This window comes from Thioalkalivibrio sp. HK1 (genome assembly GCA_000583135.1).
In the GTDB taxonomy this organism is placed as follows: Bacteria; Pseudomonadota; Gammaproteobacteria; order HK1; family HK1; genus HK1.
The window spans coordinates 65347-81047 of the sequence record JFBG01000027.1 but is presented as its reverse complement, the minus strand read 5'-3'; the positions used below and the strand labels follow the sequence as shown (position 1 = coordinate 81047).

Sequence of the window (15701 nt, the reverse complement as noted above, 5' to 3'; positions counted from 1 at the left end):
TCCAACTATGAAAAAATCAGGAAATTTCATTGATAACCTGCCGAAAATCTACGGGATATACACCGGCGGGTTCCTCGTCTTCATCTTGTTGATGGCGGTATTGGAGCAGATGGGGGTCAGTGCCGACACCATCGGCATCCTCTTCGTCGGCTTCACCGTCTTCATCTACGCCGCCATCGGTTGGCTCTCGCGCACGATGCAGGTGGATGCCTACTACGTTGCCGGGCGTCAGGTACCACCGGTATTCAACGGCATGGCGACGGCGGCGGATTGGATGTCCGGCGCCTCCTTCGTGGCGATGGCCGGCGGCATCTATATGGGCGGTCATGCCTATCTCGCCTTCGTCGTCGGATGGACCGGGGGCTACGTATTGGTGGCCTCGCTGATGGCGCCGTACTTGCGCAAGTTCGGTTGCTATACCGTGCCCGACTTCATCGGCACTCGCTACGGCGGGAATCTGGCGCGTTTTTGCGCGGTATTGGTCTTGGTATTGGCCTCCTTTACCTACGTGACGGCCCAGATCAACGCCACCGGTACCATCGCCTCGAGGGCTTTGCATATTCCCTTCGAAGTCGGTGTGTGGTTCGGCTTGCTCGGCATCTTGTTGTGCTCGATGCTCGGCGGGATGCGAGCGGTGACTTGGACTCAGGTCGCCCAGTACATCGTGCTGATCATCGCCTACCTCGTGCCGGTGATCTGGATGTCGAACAAGCAGGGCTTCGGTCTCTTCCCGCAGCTGGCCTACGGGGATGCGGTCATGCGCTTGGGCGAGCTGGAAGCGCTGCACCAGGTCGGCGAACTCAAACCGGCCGAGACCTTCGCCGGGCTTAGAGCTCTGACCGTCAAGCATGCCGAGGCCGCCGGCGATCCCTTCGCCGCTTGGAAGTTCGCCACCTTGACCCTGTGCATGATGGCCGGAACCGCCTCCTTGCCGCATATCCTGATGCGCTACTTCACGACCCCTTCGGTCAAGGCCGCGCGGCAATCGGTGGCGTGGTCCTTGCTCTTCATCTTCTTGCTCTACTTCACCGCCCCGGCCCTTGCCACCTTCACCAAGCTGCAGGTGCTCGATCCGAATCTCGCCACCGGCATCATCGGCAAGTCCATCGCGGAGGTCAACGCTCTGGAGTGGATCAAGAACTGGAGCGAGGTCGGCTTCCTCAAGGTGGTGGATTCCAACGGCGACGGACTCTTGCAGATCAACGAGTTCTTCATGCGCGGCGATATCGTCGTGCTGGCGACTCCGGAAATCGCAGGCCTGCCCTATGTCATCTCCGGTCTGGTCGCAGCCGGCGGTATGGCGGCGGCGATGTCCACCGCCGACGGGCTGCTTCTGGCCATCGCCAACGCTCTTTCGCACGATCTCTACTACAAGATCATCGACCCCAAGGCGGAGACCAAAACCCGCCTGATCGTGGCGCGGGTCTTGTTGATCGTGATCGGGGCGGGAGCGGCGGCGGTCGCCAGTCTCAAGCTCACGAGCATCCTGGGAGCGGTGGCTTGGGCCTTCGACTTCGCCTGCTCCGGTCTGTTCTTCCCGCTGGTGCTAGGCGTTTGGTGGAAACGCGCCAATCGTCAAGGAGCCATCGCCGGGATGTTGGCGGGACTGATCTCCGGTACCTTGTACCTCTATGCGGTGCGTTTCGGCGGCATGGAGCCTTGGCTCGGTATCGACCACCTGCGTTTCGGCATCATCGGTATGCCGGTCAGTTTGGTGGCGATGGTCGTGGTCAGTTTGATGACCCCGGCGCCGAGTGACGAGATCCAGAAGATGGTCGACGACACCCGGGTGCCGAAGGGGGATACGATTCTTTCTTCGTCGCACTAGGCCAAGATGACGGCTCGATGGTCGTCGGGGGCGGGAACCTTCCCGCCCCCGACTTTTTTGCGATGGGTGCAAGACGGCAAGGATTCACCGAAAGATTTCGAAACGCGCAGATGCCAAGGTGAGGTCGAATCCTTTTTCGGATTCTCTTATCCCCGATAAGCATCCTTTCGTCTTTCAACCCTTTTTTCAGCGCCCGCTTTTTCGATCATCGGGGCGATCAGGTCGATATACAAACGATGCACGGTGCTTTTCCTCTTTGGGTGCTGGCCCTCGACTATGTGATGGGGGCGATCATGTGGACGCTGATCGGGCGTTTCGGGATGGGGCTTTTCCTGCCCCAGGACAGCCGCTTCTTTTTCATGCGTTTTTTCGTGCGCGCCACCGATCCTCTGCTTCGACTCTTCTCGCCGGTGACCCCGTCTTTTTTGATCCCGCCGGTGATCCCCCTCTATGTCGCTTGGTTTTTCTATCTCTTTCGTTTCTACCTGATGCCTTGGCTGCTCGGCTATTCGGTGATGGGCATGCTCTCTTTTCCCTTGGAGAGCGAGATCGGTCAAGGGGTGGCGCAGATGATCGGCTTTTTCTTGAACTGAAAAATCCCGCATCGACCGGACGATGCCAAGATCGCCGGCGATCGACTATGCTTTCACCGAACTTCGCTATCGAATGTCGCCTTCCAAAGCCTCGCCGCATCGGGTTTTTGTTCTAAGATGACACCTTGGCGGGGCTTGGGCGGGCACGGGTTCCTTTTCGTCCATGTAAAGACCCATGTAAAGACCCTTTTTCCTTTCACTTTGCGGACATCGAATCAGGTATCGATCTCGGAGGGCCATGATGGCTTTTTCCTCGAAACTCCTCGAACGCATCAAATCCTCACCCTCGATATTGATCTCCAACAAGGCGATGGAGATGAAGCGCGCCGGCCGCGATGTCATCGCCCTTTCCGCCGGAGAGCCCGATTTCGATACCCCCGACAATATCAAGATGGCCGCGATGCGGGCCATCGTCGACGGGCATACGAAATATCCGCCGTTGACGGGGCTGATGGAATTGCGCGAGGCGATCTGCCGGAAGTTCTCCCGCGAGAACGGCCTTGACTATCACCCGGATCAGGTGATCGTCTCCACCGGCGGCAAGCAGGTGATCAGCAACGCCTTGATCGCCACGTTGGATCCGAAAGACGAGGTGATCATCCCCGCCCCCTATTGGGTGAGCTATCCCGATATGGCCCTGCTCGGCGGGGGCGAGCCGGTGGTGGTCGAGACCCTCGCCGAGGATGAATTCCGGTTGACCCCCGAAAGGCTCGAGGCGGCGATCAACGAACGCACGAGATGGCTGATCCTCAATAGTCCGGGCAATCCCTCGGGCGGGGTCTATTCGGCGGAAGATCTGCAAGGGTTGGCCGAGGTCTTGCGGCGCCATCCGCGCATTCTCATCCTCACCGATGATATCTACGAGCATATCGTCTATGACGGGGTCACCTTTTCGACCATGGCCGCCGCCGCCCCCGATCTTGCGGATCGCACCTTGACCATGAACGGTCTTTCCAAGTCCTATTGCATGACCGGTTGGCGTCTTGGCTATGCCGCCGGGCCCAAGGATTTGATTCGCACGATGGCCAAGGTGCAATCCCAGACCACCAGCGGGGCCTGCGGTATCAGTCAGTGGGCCGGGGTCGAGGCCTTGGACGGGGATCAGTCCTTCATCGCGCGCAATGTCGTGGTCTTTCGCGAGCGCCGCGATCTCGGGGTTTCCATCCTCAACCAGACTCGAGGTCTTTCGTGCAGCCCATCGAAGGGTGCGTTTTATCTCTATGTCGATTGCCGGGGGGCGATCGGCAAGCGCACCCCGGAAGGCGAGACCATCGGCAGCGACGGCGATTTCGCGCAATACCTGCTAAAGAGCGAGGAGGTCGCCGCCGTCCACGGCGAGGCTTTCGGCCTGTCTCCCTATTTCAGGATTTCCTACGCCCTGGCCACGGATCGGCTCGAGGAGGCCTGCATCCGGATCCAGCGCGCCTGTACCCGGCTCGAGGGTTGATCGGGCAGGCTATCCGATGCCAACCCGAGGGATTCGGTCTTCTAAGATCCGATGATTCGAGGGCTGAAATTGCGCCCCCAACCGCAGGGGCGAGGTCGCCTCGACGTTCTCGCCTCTCGCCTTCGATGGTCTTTGGGAAAGACGCTCAGGTCTCGATAGCGCTTCAAGGTCCCTTCGAAGCCGACAGTTCCCGATGACGAAAGCAGCCTTTCAGATGATCGTTGACCATCCCCGCCGCTTGCATCAGGGAATGGCAGATCGTCGGTCCGCAAAAGCGAAAGCCATCTCGCTTCATGGCTCGGCTCATGGCCGAAGAAGCCTCGCTCGTCGACGGCACATCCTCCATGCGCCGGTAAGCGGGGCTCGGGGATTCGGGGGCGAAGGACCAAAGATATTGCCCGAAGGAGATCCCCTTTTTTTCGAGGTCGAGGACCGCCTTGGCATTGGTGATCGTCGAGGCGATCTTGAGGCGATGGCGCACGATGGAGGGATTCGCCATCAGACTTCGGCATTCGCGCGCTTTGAAATGCGCGATGCGTTCGATATCGAACTGCGCAAAAGCCTTGCGATAACCCTCTCGCTTTTTCAAGATCGTGAGCCAGGAAAGCCCGGCTTGTGCCCCCTCCAAGGTCAGCATCTCGAAAAGACGAGTATCGTCTCGCTGCGGCACCCCCCATTCCTCGTCGTGGTAGGCGATATTGAGGGGATCGTTCATCGCCCAAGGACATCGGGGTTTTCGTATCGTCGCCATGGTCGTTGCCACCGTCATGTCGTTTCGAAAGCACAGGGGTTCGAAGAAGCGATCCGAGCGGAGTATGGCTCTATTTCCCTTTGCATCCGTCGATTCTCTTCGCACGTTGTCGCATTGTCGCATTGCCGCAGCAGCCCCAATCCCTACCGCCGAAGCCTAAGCTCGCGCATCGGTCGACCAAGACCGAGCCAAGGCAAAGGATGAAGGAGCCTTTTAGGTCATGACCATTGCCTGTCAGCGCCATCGATTCGATATCCCCGAAGATCTGGCCTGGTTCAACTGCGCCTATATGGGGCCATTGATGCACGAGGTGATGGAAGCGGGGATGCGGGGCGTTCGCATCAAGGGCCATCCTTGGCGGATCAAGCCCCCGGATTTTTTCGCCGATCCGGATCGCGCGCGCGCCGGCTTCGCCCGGTTGGTCAATGCCGAGCCTCAAGACATCGCGATCGTCCCCGCGGCGAGCTACGGGATGTCGATCGCCGCCCGCAACTTGCCCTTGGAGGCGGGGCGGAATATCGTTCTCCTCGCCGATCAATTTCCATCCAATGTCTATCCTTGGCACGAAGCGGCCCGGCGGGCGGGAGCCGAAGTGGTGGCGGTCGAGGTTGCGCCCGGCGACGATCTCTCGGCGGCGGTTGTCGATGCCATCGACGAGCGCACCGCCATCGCCGCCTTGCCTCATTGCCGCTGGACGGACGGGGCGCTGATCGATCTGGAAGCGGTCGCGGCCAAGATCCGAAAAACGAAAGCGGCGCTGGCTTTGGATCTCAGTCAGTCGGCCGGAGCCTTGCCGGTGGATATGGCGAGGATCGCCCCGGATTTCGCGGTCAGCGCTTGTTATAAATGGCTATTGGGTCCTTATAGCTTCGCCTTTCTTTATGTGCGAGCCGATCGTCAATCCGGCGAACCCTTGGAATATGGCTGGGGGGCTCGAAAGGGGGCTCGAGATTTCGCTCGCTTGGTCGACTATCAAGACGAATTCGCCCCCGGAGCTAAGCGTTTCGACATGGGCGAGAGCGCGAATTTCCACCTCGTCCCCATGGCCATCGCCGCCTTGGAGCGCATCTTGGAATGGGGGGTGGAGGAGATCGCCGAGACCTTGGCCAAGCGATCCGCAAGGATCGTCGAGCGCGCGGATACCTTGGGATTTCAATCCCTTGCGCAAGATCGAAGGGCGGGTCATTTTCTCGGCCTTCGCTGCCCGCCGGGTACGGATCCTCTTTTTCTTTCCAAGGCATTGGCCCGAGAGAATGTCCATGTCGGGGTGCGCGGTGATTGCCTGCGCATCACGGGGCATCTTTATAACAACCAAGCGGACGAGGATCGGCTGCTAGCGGCTTTGGAAAAAGCCCTTTTCGGATCCCGAGGTCGATGAAATCGGATCCGATCGAATCCCCGAAGCCGGATCGAATCGGTGCCTTTGATTCGGCGGGGCTTGCGATCGAGCCCCGCATCTTAAAGGTCGCCCAAGCGGTGCGAAAAGCCGGGGGGCGGGCGGTGATCGTCGGGGGATGGGTGCGGGATCGTCTCTTGGGTCTTCGATCCAAGGATATCGATATCGAAATCTTCGGCTTGGCCCCCGATAGGCTCGAATCCCTGCTGGGCGAATTCGGGCGGGTGGATATGGTGGGTCGCGCCTTCGCCGTTTATCGAGTGGCGGGGATCGATGCCGACTTTTCCTTGCCCCGCAGCGAGCGCAAGCGCGGCCGCGGCCACCGCGGATTCGAGATCGAGGCCGATCCGTCGCTCGATTTCGCGCGCGCTTCCCGCCGCCGCGACTTCACCGTCAATAGCATCGGCTTGGATCCCTTGACCGGCGAGTTGTTGGATCCCCACCGGGGTATCGAGGATCTTCGATCGGGAATCTTGCGCGCGACCTGCCCTAAGCGTTTCGCCGAAGATCCCTTGCGCGGTCTGCGCATGGTCGGTTTTGCCGCCCGCCTTGCGATGCGCCCGGATGAGGACTTGATCGCCCTTTGCCGGGGGTTGGATTTGGAATCCCTTTCCGGGGAGCGGGTTTTCGACGAGTTCAAGAAGTTGTTGTTGCGCTCGCACCGCCCCTCTTCGGGATTGCGGTTGTTGGAGGCGACCGGGATGCTGGATTTTTTCCCCGAGCTCGACGCTCTGCGCGGCGTTCCCCAAGATCCGAAGTGGCATCCGGAAGGGGATGTATGGGTGCATACCCTGATGGCGGTGGACGCCGCCGCCGGATCGCTGCACGAAGAGGCGCCGAAATCCGATATCGCCGACGATGATGCGCTGAGCCTGATGTTCGGTACGCTATGCCACGATTTCGGCAAGCCCGCCACCACCGCTTGCATCGACGGCCGCATTCGTTCGCTGGATCATTCGAAGCAAGGGATGGCTCCGGCGCGTGCATTCTTGATGCGCATGCGAGCCCCGAAATGGCTGATCGAGTGCATCGAGTCCTTGGTGGAGCATCATTTGGCGCCGGCTCTTTATGTTCGAAACGGGGCCAAGGCCGGGGGCTATCGACGCCTTTCCCGTCGATTGGATGCCAAAGGAGCGAGCCTCGAACTGTTGGAACGCTTGGCGAGGGCGGATCACTTGGGGCGCACCACCGCCGAGGCCTTGTCCGGGCGATTCGAAGCCGGGGAGATCTTTTTGGAACAAGCCCGCAAATACGGCGTCGAACGCAAGCCCCCCGAGGATGTGGTATCGGGTCGGCACTTGATCGATCGCGGATTGGCCCCCGGCCCCGATTTCGGCCGGATCCTCGCTCGCTGCCGCGAGATCCAGGACGATACCGGATGGACCGACCCCGATCGGATCCTCGCTCGAATGGGGGCGGAAATGGAGACGGATCTTGCAGGTCTCGATCCCCCCGATGGAAAATCGTGAGTCTTGCGATCTTCGAAGCCCTCCAAGGAAAAAGCGCCCGCGCATGCCCGCAAGGGGGATAATTGCGCAAGATCGGCTCCGTTCTCGTTCGTATTTTCGCCGCCCCCGACGCTCGGGAAGGCTCGGTTTGGAGGAAAACGATGATGTTTCATTGGAATCGCAAGGAGATCCCGGCGGCGGACGAGGCCTTGGCCGGGAGGGCGGATCCGATCCCCACCGCGAAAACCCATTTCGTCAGCGGCCGGGATTTGCATCCCCCGGCGCTCGACGGTTGGCCGGGTTTGGAGCGCGCGATATTCGGCATGGGGTGTTTTTGGGGGCCGGAGCGACTCCTTTGGACCCTGCCGGGGATGCACATCACCGCCGTCGGCTATGGCGGCGGCCACACCCCGAACCCCACTTACGAGGAGGTGTGCAGCGGCCGCACCGGTCATAACGAGGTCGTGCTGGCGGTTTTCGATCCGGATCGCATCGATTACGAGGATCTGCTCGAACTCTTCTGGGAATCCCACGATCCCACCCAAGGGATGCGTCAGGGAGTGGATATCGGCACGCAATATCGATCCGGCATCTATGTCACATCCGATCGACAGATGAAACAGGCCATGGACTCGTGCGCCATCTACCAAAGGGCCTTGCACGAGGCGGGCCATGGACGCATCACCACCGAGATTCGAAGCGCCGGACCTTTTTACTATGCCGAGGAATACCACCAGCAGTTCTTGGCGAAAAATCCCTCTCGCAGTTGCGGCCACGGGGGCACCGGCATCGCCTTTCCCGATCGCCTCGGTTGATCCCCGTGCGAGTTCTTCGCCTTTGCAAGATCATCTCGGCATTTGCGCTCACTCTCGGATCGCTTTTATCCCAAGCCTTGGCCGCCGATCCCGAGCCTCCCCTGCCCGAGCCGATCCGGGACGCTTTCGCGCAAGAGAATGTCGATCCCGACGGCATCAGCCTTTGGATACAGGAGATGGGCAAGGAAAAGCCCTTGGTCGCCTATCGTCCGGATGCGGCGCGGGTGCCGGCATCGGTGATCAAGGTGCTGACGACATTCGCGGCCCTTGATATTTTGGGTCCCGATTTTCGCTGGAAGACGAGGGTGCTGCGCCAAGGCGAAGTCGGCGGCGGGAGACTCGACGGCGATCTTTATATCGAGGGGGGCGGGGATCCGCACCTGCTCGGGGAGTCGCTATGGCGGATTTTGCAGAGCCTTCGGGGGCGGGGGATCCGCCATATCGAAGGCGATGTGGTTTTCGACGAGGATTTTTTCTCTCTCGCCCAAGAGGATCCGGGCAGTTTCGATGAACGGCCTTATCGCAGCTATAACGCCCTGCCTCGCTCGCTGCTCTTCAATTTCAGCTCCACGCACTTCTCTTTTCATCCGGATTCGAGCGCAGGAAAGGTGGTGATCACCACCGACCCTCCGCTGGCGAGCGATGCCGTTCACAATCGTTTGCGATTGACCGCCGGCGCCTGCGGCGGGCGTCATTATCGTATCCGGATGCGCATCGAGGGCGAGGGACTCGATCGTCGCGTGCGATTTTCCGGTGATTACCCGGCTTCTTGCGGCTCCCATTCTTTTTGGCGCTCGACCTTCGATTCGCAAACCCTGCTCCAAGGCGCTTTTCGTAGCCTTTGGAGCGGTCTCGATGCCTCCTTGGCCGGGGGATTTCGCACCGGATCGGTGCCCGATTCGGCGACGGAGGTGATCGTCGAGGCATCCCCGCCCTTGGTCGATCTCCTGCGCCCGATCAACAAGTTCAGCAACAATGTCATGAGCCGACAGCTTCTGCTGACCATCGGGGCTCATGGGGGCGAAACCCCGGGGACGGTGGATAAGGGGCGAGAGGTCATTCGGGAGTGGCTGGAGGCAAGGGGGATCGAATCCGCAGGGCTCTTCCTCGATAACGGATCGGGCCTTTCTCGCCGGACCCGGATCACCGCCCGCACCTTGGGCGAGATCCTTCGCGCCGCCCATGAGAGCCCGCTGATGGCGGAGTTCGTTTCTTCCTTGCCGCTGCTCGGGGTCGATGGCACCTTGCGGCGGCGGCTGAAAAACACCCGTTTGGCCGGACGGGTGCACGCCAAGACGGGGCTGATCGACGATGTGCGCTCGCTGGCGGGCTATTTGCATGGCAGTGACGGGCGAGATTTCGTCGTGGTGGTGTTGCACAATCAGCCCGGGGCGCACTACGGTCAGGGCACGCGCTTGCAAGATGCCTTGCTGCGCTGGCTATGGAGTCGGTCTCGGCCTCGATCTTGAAAAGAACGATCCCCGGCGCGCCCGATCCTTACGAAATCAGGCCCTCGAGGGTCGATGGGCGTGGATTCGGTGCTCTCACCGCACCGTGGTTCGATAAAAAGTCGGATAAAAGCGAAGATCCTCGGCTCAGATAGCCTTGCAAAGCCTCAGCGAGTCGAGGATGGCGGCGTGGATATTGCGCCCGGCGACGGCATCTCCGACTCGAAAGAGCATGAACGCCCCGTCCGGATTGCCGGCGATCTCCTGCGCTCGACCGGCCAGCAGGGACTCGATATCCAGCGATCCCTCGTTGCGGGCCATCGGTGCGAGATCGTGAAAGATCTCGTCTGCGGGCAAGGTGCCGTGTTCCACCACCACCTGATCCACCAAGCGGATTTCCTCCAAGTCGCTGTATTCGTTGCGCAAAGTCGCTCGCAGGCGATTGCCGTTATCTTCTTTGCGCACCGAGAGCAGGCGATTGTCGGGGGTGAGCCGCACCCCGGCCTTGTAGAAGCGCTGCAAATAGACCGGATAGTTCGTCGCCCCGATTTCCTGAGCGCTCGTTCGATCCGGGGTGACCAGCTCCACCCTCGATCCCCGCTCGATCAGAAAATCGACCGTGCCCGGTGCTTGATGATCGCCGTGATCGTCGAAGACCAGCACTTGGGCTCCGGGCTCGCTTTGCCCGCCGAGGATATCCCAGACGCTGACCACATGCTCGGCGCCCTCGCACACCTCGGTATTGGGCAGCCCGCCGGTGGCGACGATGACGATATCCGGCTCCAAGGCGAGGATATCCTCTTTTTCCGCGTAGTGGTTCAGCCGTAGCCGCACCCCGAGATGCTCGATTTCCGAAATCAGCCACTGGACGATGCCGATCAGATCTTTTCGCCAAGTGGCGCGGGCTGCAAGAAGCACCTGCCCGCCGGCCTCGTTCGCGGCCTCGAAGAGGGTCACTTCGTGCCCGCGCAGAGCGAGAACCCGCGCCGCTTCCAGACCTGCAGGTCCCGCTCCCACCACCACCGCCTTGTATTTCGGCCCGGCGCTTTCGGGGACGACATGAGGCAGATGGGCTTCGCGCCCCGTCGCCGGGTTGTGCAGACAAAGGGCGTCTCCGCCGACGTAGATGCGATCCAGACAGTAGCCGGCCCCGACGCAGGGGCGGATGCGATCCTCCTCGCCCCGTTTCATCTTGGCCACGATATGCGGATCCGCGATATGGGCGCGGGTCATCGCCACCATGTCGATCAACCCCTCGCGGATGCAATGCTCGGCGGTGGCGAGATCCGCGATGCGGGTGGCGTGAAAAACGGCGAGCCCCGTCTCGCGTTTCATGCGGGCGGCGATATCGACGAAGGGGGCTCTCGGCCCCGCCATGCCGGGAATGGAGATCGACAGTCCGCGCTCGTTGCCGACCTGTCCGGCGATGACGTTCAGGAAGTCGCACATTCCGCTCTCGGCGTAGATCTTCGCGATGGCCAGACAATCGTCCTGCGTCAAACCGCCTTCTTTGAGCTCGTCCCCGATCATTCGAAAACCCACCGGCAAATCATCCCCGATACGCCGACGCACCTCCTCGAGCACCTCCAAGCCGAAGCGGGCTCGATTGGCGAGGCTGCCGCCGTAGCCGTCGGTGCGACGGTTGACCAAAGGGGTCCAGAACTGATGGATCAGATGGCCGTGCGCCAGCAGTTCGACCCCGTCGAGGCCGCCCTCCTTGCAGCGGATCGCGGCATCGCCGAAGGCTCGGATCACCCGCTTGATATCGTGGCGATCCATCTCCTTGGGAAAGGATCGATGCGCATGCTCGCGCACCACCGAGGGCGCCAATGTCGGCAGCCAGTTCTCGACACTCCATGAAGTGCGGTGCCCCATGTGCGTTATCTGGCACATGATGGCGCAGCCATGTCGATGGATCCGTTGCGAGAATTCCTGCAAGACGGGGATGATCGAATCCTCCCCGATATAGATTTGTCCGAATGCCGAAGGGGAATCCGGAGCGATATTGGACGAGCCCCCGAACATCGTCAGGGCGAGCCCCCCTTTGGCTTTTTCCTCGTGATAGAGTTGATAGCGGCGTTTGGGATGCCGATCCTCGACATAGCCCGGAGCGTGGCTCGTGCTCATCAGTCGGTTCTTGAAAACGAGCCCGCGCAGTTCGAAGGGAGTGAGCAGGTGAGGGTACTGGCTCATGATCGGATCCTGATATCGGGTGAGGGGGCGGGATATTGACGGGATTTTGCCCCGGATCTTCGATCGAGGTTGCATCGTTCATCGCATAAAAAGCCGAGGACAACGATACCCGCAGCGCAACTACGAGTCCGCCGCCGGCGGCTTTTGCATCGACGCTCGTCCCCCGCCGTCGCCCCCGCCCGGCGGCCCTTTCGTATCGCATACCATTATGCGTGCGGATTCGACGAGCAAAGATGATTCTTTCGCACCGAGCGCATAAGAAGGAGTGCCTCATGGTTCGCTATGACCTTCAAGATGGTATCGCTCTTCTTCGGCTCGATCACGGCAAGGCGAATACGATCGATCCCGAATTATGCGGGCAAATCGCCGAGGCTTTGGATCGGGCATACAAGGCTCGGGCGGTGGTATTGACCGGTAGCGGCGCTTTTTTCAGCGCCGGGGTCGATCTCTTTCGCATCATGAACGAGGCGCCGGATTTCATCGACGATTTCCTGCCGGCGATGAACGGGATCTTCGAGCGCATCTTCACCCACCCGGCTCCGGTGGTGGCGGCGATCAACGGTCATGCGATCGCCGGCGGTTGTTTGTTGGCGGCGGGGGCGGATCGGCGATTGATGGCCGACGGACCGGGACGAATCGGCACTCCCGAACTTCGGCTGGGGGTTCCCTTCCCCCCGGGGGCGTTGGAGATCATGCGATCGATCACCGCATCGCAGCATTTTCGGACCATCGTCTTGGGCGCCGATACCCACCTTCCGGCCCAAGCCCTGGCTTTGGGGTTGGTGGACGAGGTGGTGCCGCCCGATACGCTCTCGGAGCGCTCCCTCGCCCTCGCCGAGTCCATGATATTCGGGGACGGGAGCGCCTTTGCCACGGTCAAGCATGAAGTTCGCCGACCGGCGATCGATGCCATTCGTCATCGGGAAAAAGAGGTCGGGGCAACGATCCATGCGATGTGGAAAAGCGAGGGGACTCGGGCCTCGATCCGAGCCTATCTCGACAGGACGCTCGCCAAATCCTAGGCAAGGAGCATCGAAAAGGGATCGCCTTCGGCTTCGGCCTCGAATCATCGCTTCGCTTCGATACCGATAAGGGCGAATCCCGAAGACGCAATGTGAAGACGGCCGAATGCGAAGGATGCATGGGGCGGGAGAAAAAATACTGCCCCCGATGACCATCGACCTCGGTCGGCGAGGGTGGATAGAGGCGAAAAGGATCGAAAAAAGCCCGCTGCAAGGAGGGCGGAAAATGGCGATGGTCTTAGGCCAGGGCAAAGCGGTGCAAGGGGCGAGCATCGGCATTTTGATGCTGAAAACCCGTTTCCCTCGCATCTTGGGCGATGGCGGCAATCTCGGGACTTGGCCTTTTCCGGTGATCCCTCGGGTGATCGAAGGAGCGACTCCGAGCGGCGTGGTGCGAGGCAGCGCCCGAGGATTGGTGGACCGATTCGCCGCCGCCGCTTGCGATTTGGTCGCCGACGGCGCCGACGGGATCGTGACCAACTGCGGGTTTCTGATCTTGCATCAAAGGCGGATCGCGAAGGCTTGCTCGGTGCCGGTGGCGAGCTCCGCATTGTTGCAGTTGCCGTGGTTGGAGCGGATATTGCCGCCCGGTCGTCGGGCGGGGGTGGTGACGGTCGATGCTGCGAGTTTGGGGCCAAAGCATTTGGAATGCGCCGGGGCGCACCCCGATACCCCGATCGAGGGCATCGCCGCCGATGGAGAACTCGCGCGGGTATTGCTCGAAGACGAGATGCGCTTGGATGTCGAGCGCGCCCGCAAGGAGGTGGTGGATGCCGCTAGATGCTTGCACGGACGCTGCCCCGATCTCGGCGCGATCGTGCTTGAATGTACCAATATGCCCCCGTATGCGGCGGATATCGCGGCCGCGACCGGCTTGCCGGTCTACGACTTCCACAGCCTCGTCATCTGGTTCGCCGCCGGATTGCAACCCCGGCGTTTCCAGCCTGAGTATCGATGAATCGTTTTCGATCGTCGCGCCGAATCCTGAAACCCCGATCCTACGAATCCGAACCCTCGGCAATCCCGGGATTGCCGGAGACATTGACGAGTTTAGGGTTGTTCATCCGCTCGATGCCCGTGCTCTTGCGATCCCGTAAATAGGCGGCGACGGTCTCCCAGATCGGAGGCCCGGGGGAGGGGTTGACGGTGGCCCAGCCCGCCACCTTGTAGGATTTCTCCGCTTGGATCGCCTCCCCGTTATCCAAGGCCATATCGAAGATACGCCGGCCGATCGACTGCGATGGATCGCAAGCATAATCAAGGCCGCCGACGCGCACCATATCCCCACCTTGCTGATAATAAGGATCGGGATTGAAGAGATTGTCGGCGACATCCTCCAAGATCAGCTTCAGATCCGAGCCCTTCATCTCCCGCACATAGGTTTCCGGGTAGGTGGTCGCGGTCTGGGCGAGCACGTCTTCCATCGTCACCGTCTGGCCGGGGAGGATCGTCGTTCCCCAGCGAAACCCGGGCGAGAGGGCGATTTGCGCATCCTCCACCGCGCGCAGGGCATCGCAGATCAGCTGATCGAAGGTGCCGCTGAAATTTCCCCGTCGATAGAGCGGCCGATCCGCAACCGCCAGCGCCTCGTTCAGAGTATCGACGAAGGGTGCGCGTACCCGCTCGATCAAGGCGTTCATTTGCGGATCGGGATCCAAGAGATCGGAGAAGACCGGCAGCAACCGGTAGCGATAATCCCGCACCCTCTTGGCATCGATATCGAGATCGAGCACCGCAAGGAATTTGCCGTTCGAGCCCGCATTGGTGACGAGGGTCTTCCCCCCGGGGTTTTCGACCAAGACCGGAGCGGGCACCGCATCGTGGGTATGCCCCCCCAAGATGGCATCGATACCCCGGACCTTGGATGCCATCTTGAGATCCACGTCCATGCCGTTATGGGATAGCAAGACCAGCGCGTCGGGTTTTTCATCCTCGCGGATGGCATCCACCAAGGCTTGCATCTCGTCGTTTCGGATGCCGAAACTCCAATCGGGGATGAAACGCGCAGGGTTGGCGATCGGGGTATAGGGGAAAGCCTGCCCCACGATGGCGATGCGGTGGGCGCCGACCTCCTTGATCGTATAAGGCTCGAAGGCGTGTCCGCTGTCTTCGTCGAAGGCGGGCGCGCCATCGAAAAGGGCCTCTTCTCGCACCCGCACATTCTGTGCGATGAAATCCGCCTGCAGGCGCTCGAGGTTGGCTCGCACCCTTTGTTCGGGGTAGGTGAATTCCCAATGACCGGTCATCACATCCACCCCCAAGAGGTTGGCGGCCTCGACCATATCCTCTCCTTGCGTCCATAGCGCGGTACCCGACCCCTGCCACGTGTCGCCCCCGTCCAGAAGCAGGCTGCGATGCGCCCCGACCTCCCCGCGCAATCTCGAGACGAGGGTCATCAGATGGGCAAAGCCGCCCACCTTGCCGTAGCGATGCGCGGCCTCGACGAAATCGAGGTGGGTGAAGGCATGGGCCTCGATACCCCCGGCGGGGATTCGAAAATACTCGAGCAGCGCCTCGCCGACCAGATGGGGCGGTTTTCCCCTCGCCCCCCCGAGGCCGATATTGAAGTGGGGCTCGCGAAAATGCACCGGCAGAAGTTGGGCGTGGCAGTCGGTGATATGCAGCAGGCGCAGATTGCCGAAAGCCTTGTCTCGGTAGATTTCTTGCGCATCCCGGGCGCGACCGGTCAGGGGCATCCCTAGGGCGGCGGCGCAGGCGAGGATTTCGAGAAATTCGCGACGATGCAGGTTCATCGGATAT

Annotated in this window: 12 protein-coding genes; 9 read left to right on the top strand and 3 right to left on the bottom strand. The window is 61.0% G+C overall.

The annotated features are described in order from the left end of the window. Positions 1-7: 7 nt before the first annotated feature. The 3 genes from BF99_RS0108970 (at position 8) to BF99_RS0108945 (ending at position 3868) form a co-directional block, all read left to right on the top strand. Positions 8-1828 (top strand): sodium:solute symporter family protein, encoded by a 1821-nt coding sequence (locus BF99_RS0108970; protein WP_025770594.1) that lies wholly within the window; start codon positions 8-10, stop codon positions 1826-1828. A 236-nt stretch (positions 1829-2064) separates the two neighbouring features. After that, positions 2065-2421 (top strand): hypothetical protein, encoded by a 357-nt coding sequence (locus BF99_RS0108955; protein ID WP_025770593.1) that lies wholly within the window; start codon positions 2065-2067, stop codon positions 2419-2421. 241 nt (positions 2422-2662) lie between these two features. Then, entirely contained in the window at positions 2663-3868 is a 1206-nt protein-coding gene (locus BF99_RS0108945) for a pyridoxal phosphate-dependent aminotransferase (protein WP_025770592.1), read from the top strand. Between the two features lie 163 nt (positions 3869-4031). Here BF99_RS0108945 and BF99_RS0108940 read toward each other — a convergent pair whose 3' ends face one another. Further along, on the bottom strand, positions 4032-4619 hold the full coding sequence (locus BF99_RS0108940) for a DNA-3-methyladenine glycosylase I (RefSeq protein WP_038097874.1): 588 nt from the start codon (positions 4617-4619) through the stop codon (positions 4032-4034). 220 nt (positions 4620-4839) lie between these two features. Between BF99_RS0108940 and BF99_RS0108935 the strand changes: the two genes are divergently transcribed. The 4 genes from BF99_RS0108935 (at position 4840) to dacB (ending at position 9747) form a co-directional block, all read left to right on the top strand. Continuing rightward, a complete protein-coding gene (locus BF99_RS0108935) occupies positions 4840-5997 on the top strand; it encodes an aminotransferase class V-fold PLP-dependent enzyme (protein ID WP_025770590.1) in 1158 nt (385 codons plus the stop codon). Further along, positions 5994-7484 (top strand): CCA tRNA nucleotidyltransferase, encoded by a 1491-nt coding sequence (locus tag BF99_RS0108930; RefSeq protein ID WP_025770589.1) that lies wholly within the window; start codon positions 5994-5996, stop codon positions 7482-7484. Before BF99_RS0108935 ends, BF99_RS0108930 begins: the two co-directional genes overlap by 4 nt. Before the next feature lie 143 nt (positions 7485-7627). After that, complete coding sequence (gene msrA, locus BF99_RS20575) at positions 7628-8278, top strand: peptide-methionine (S)-S-oxide reductase MsrA (protein ID WP_197019092.1); 651 nt, start codon at positions 7628-7630, stop codon at positions 8276-8278. Positions 8279-8283: 5 nt separating this feature from the next. After that, positions 8284-9747 (top strand): D-alanyl-D-alanine carboxypeptidase/D-alanyl-D-alanine endopeptidase, encoded by a 1464-nt coding sequence (dacB, locus tag BF99_RS0108920; protein WP_197019089.1) that lies wholly within the window; start codon positions 8284-8286, stop codon positions 9745-9747. A 126-nt stretch (positions 9748-9873) separates the two neighbouring features. On the opposite strand, the gene BF99_RS0108910 is transcribed toward dacB, so the two are convergent. After that, entirely contained in the window at positions 9874-11919 is a 2046-nt protein-coding gene (locus tag BF99_RS0108910) for an NADH:flavin oxidoreductase (RefSeq protein ID WP_156013238.1), read from the bottom strand. 272 nt (positions 11920-12191) lie between these two features. On the opposite strand from BF99_RS0108910, the gene BF99_RS0108900 reads away from it, so the two are divergent. Together BF99_RS0108900 and BF99_RS0108895 are read left to right on the top strand one after the other, a co-directional pair. Continuing rightward, a complete protein-coding gene (locus tag BF99_RS0108900; RefSeq protein ID WP_025770585.1) occupies positions 12192-12941 on the top strand; it encodes an enoyl-CoA hydratase/isomerase family protein in 750 nt (249 codons plus the stop codon). A 226-nt stretch (positions 12942-13167) separates the two neighbouring features. Beyond that, positions 13168-13899: an aspartate/glutamate racemase family protein gene (locus BF99_RS0108895; RefSeq protein ID WP_038097871.1), complete on the top strand. Its 732-nt coding sequence runs from the start codon at positions 13168-13170 to the stop codon at positions 13897-13899. 40 nt (positions 13900-13939) lie between these two features. Here the strand turns inward: BF99_RS0108895 and soxB are convergent, their stop codons facing one another. After that, positions 13940-15694, bottom strand: a complete 1755-nt coding sequence (gene soxB / locus BF99_RS0108890) for a thiosulfohydrolase SoxB (protein WP_025770583.1) — start codon at positions 15692-15694, stop codon at positions 13940-13942. Positions 15695-15701: the final 7 nt, after the last annotated feature.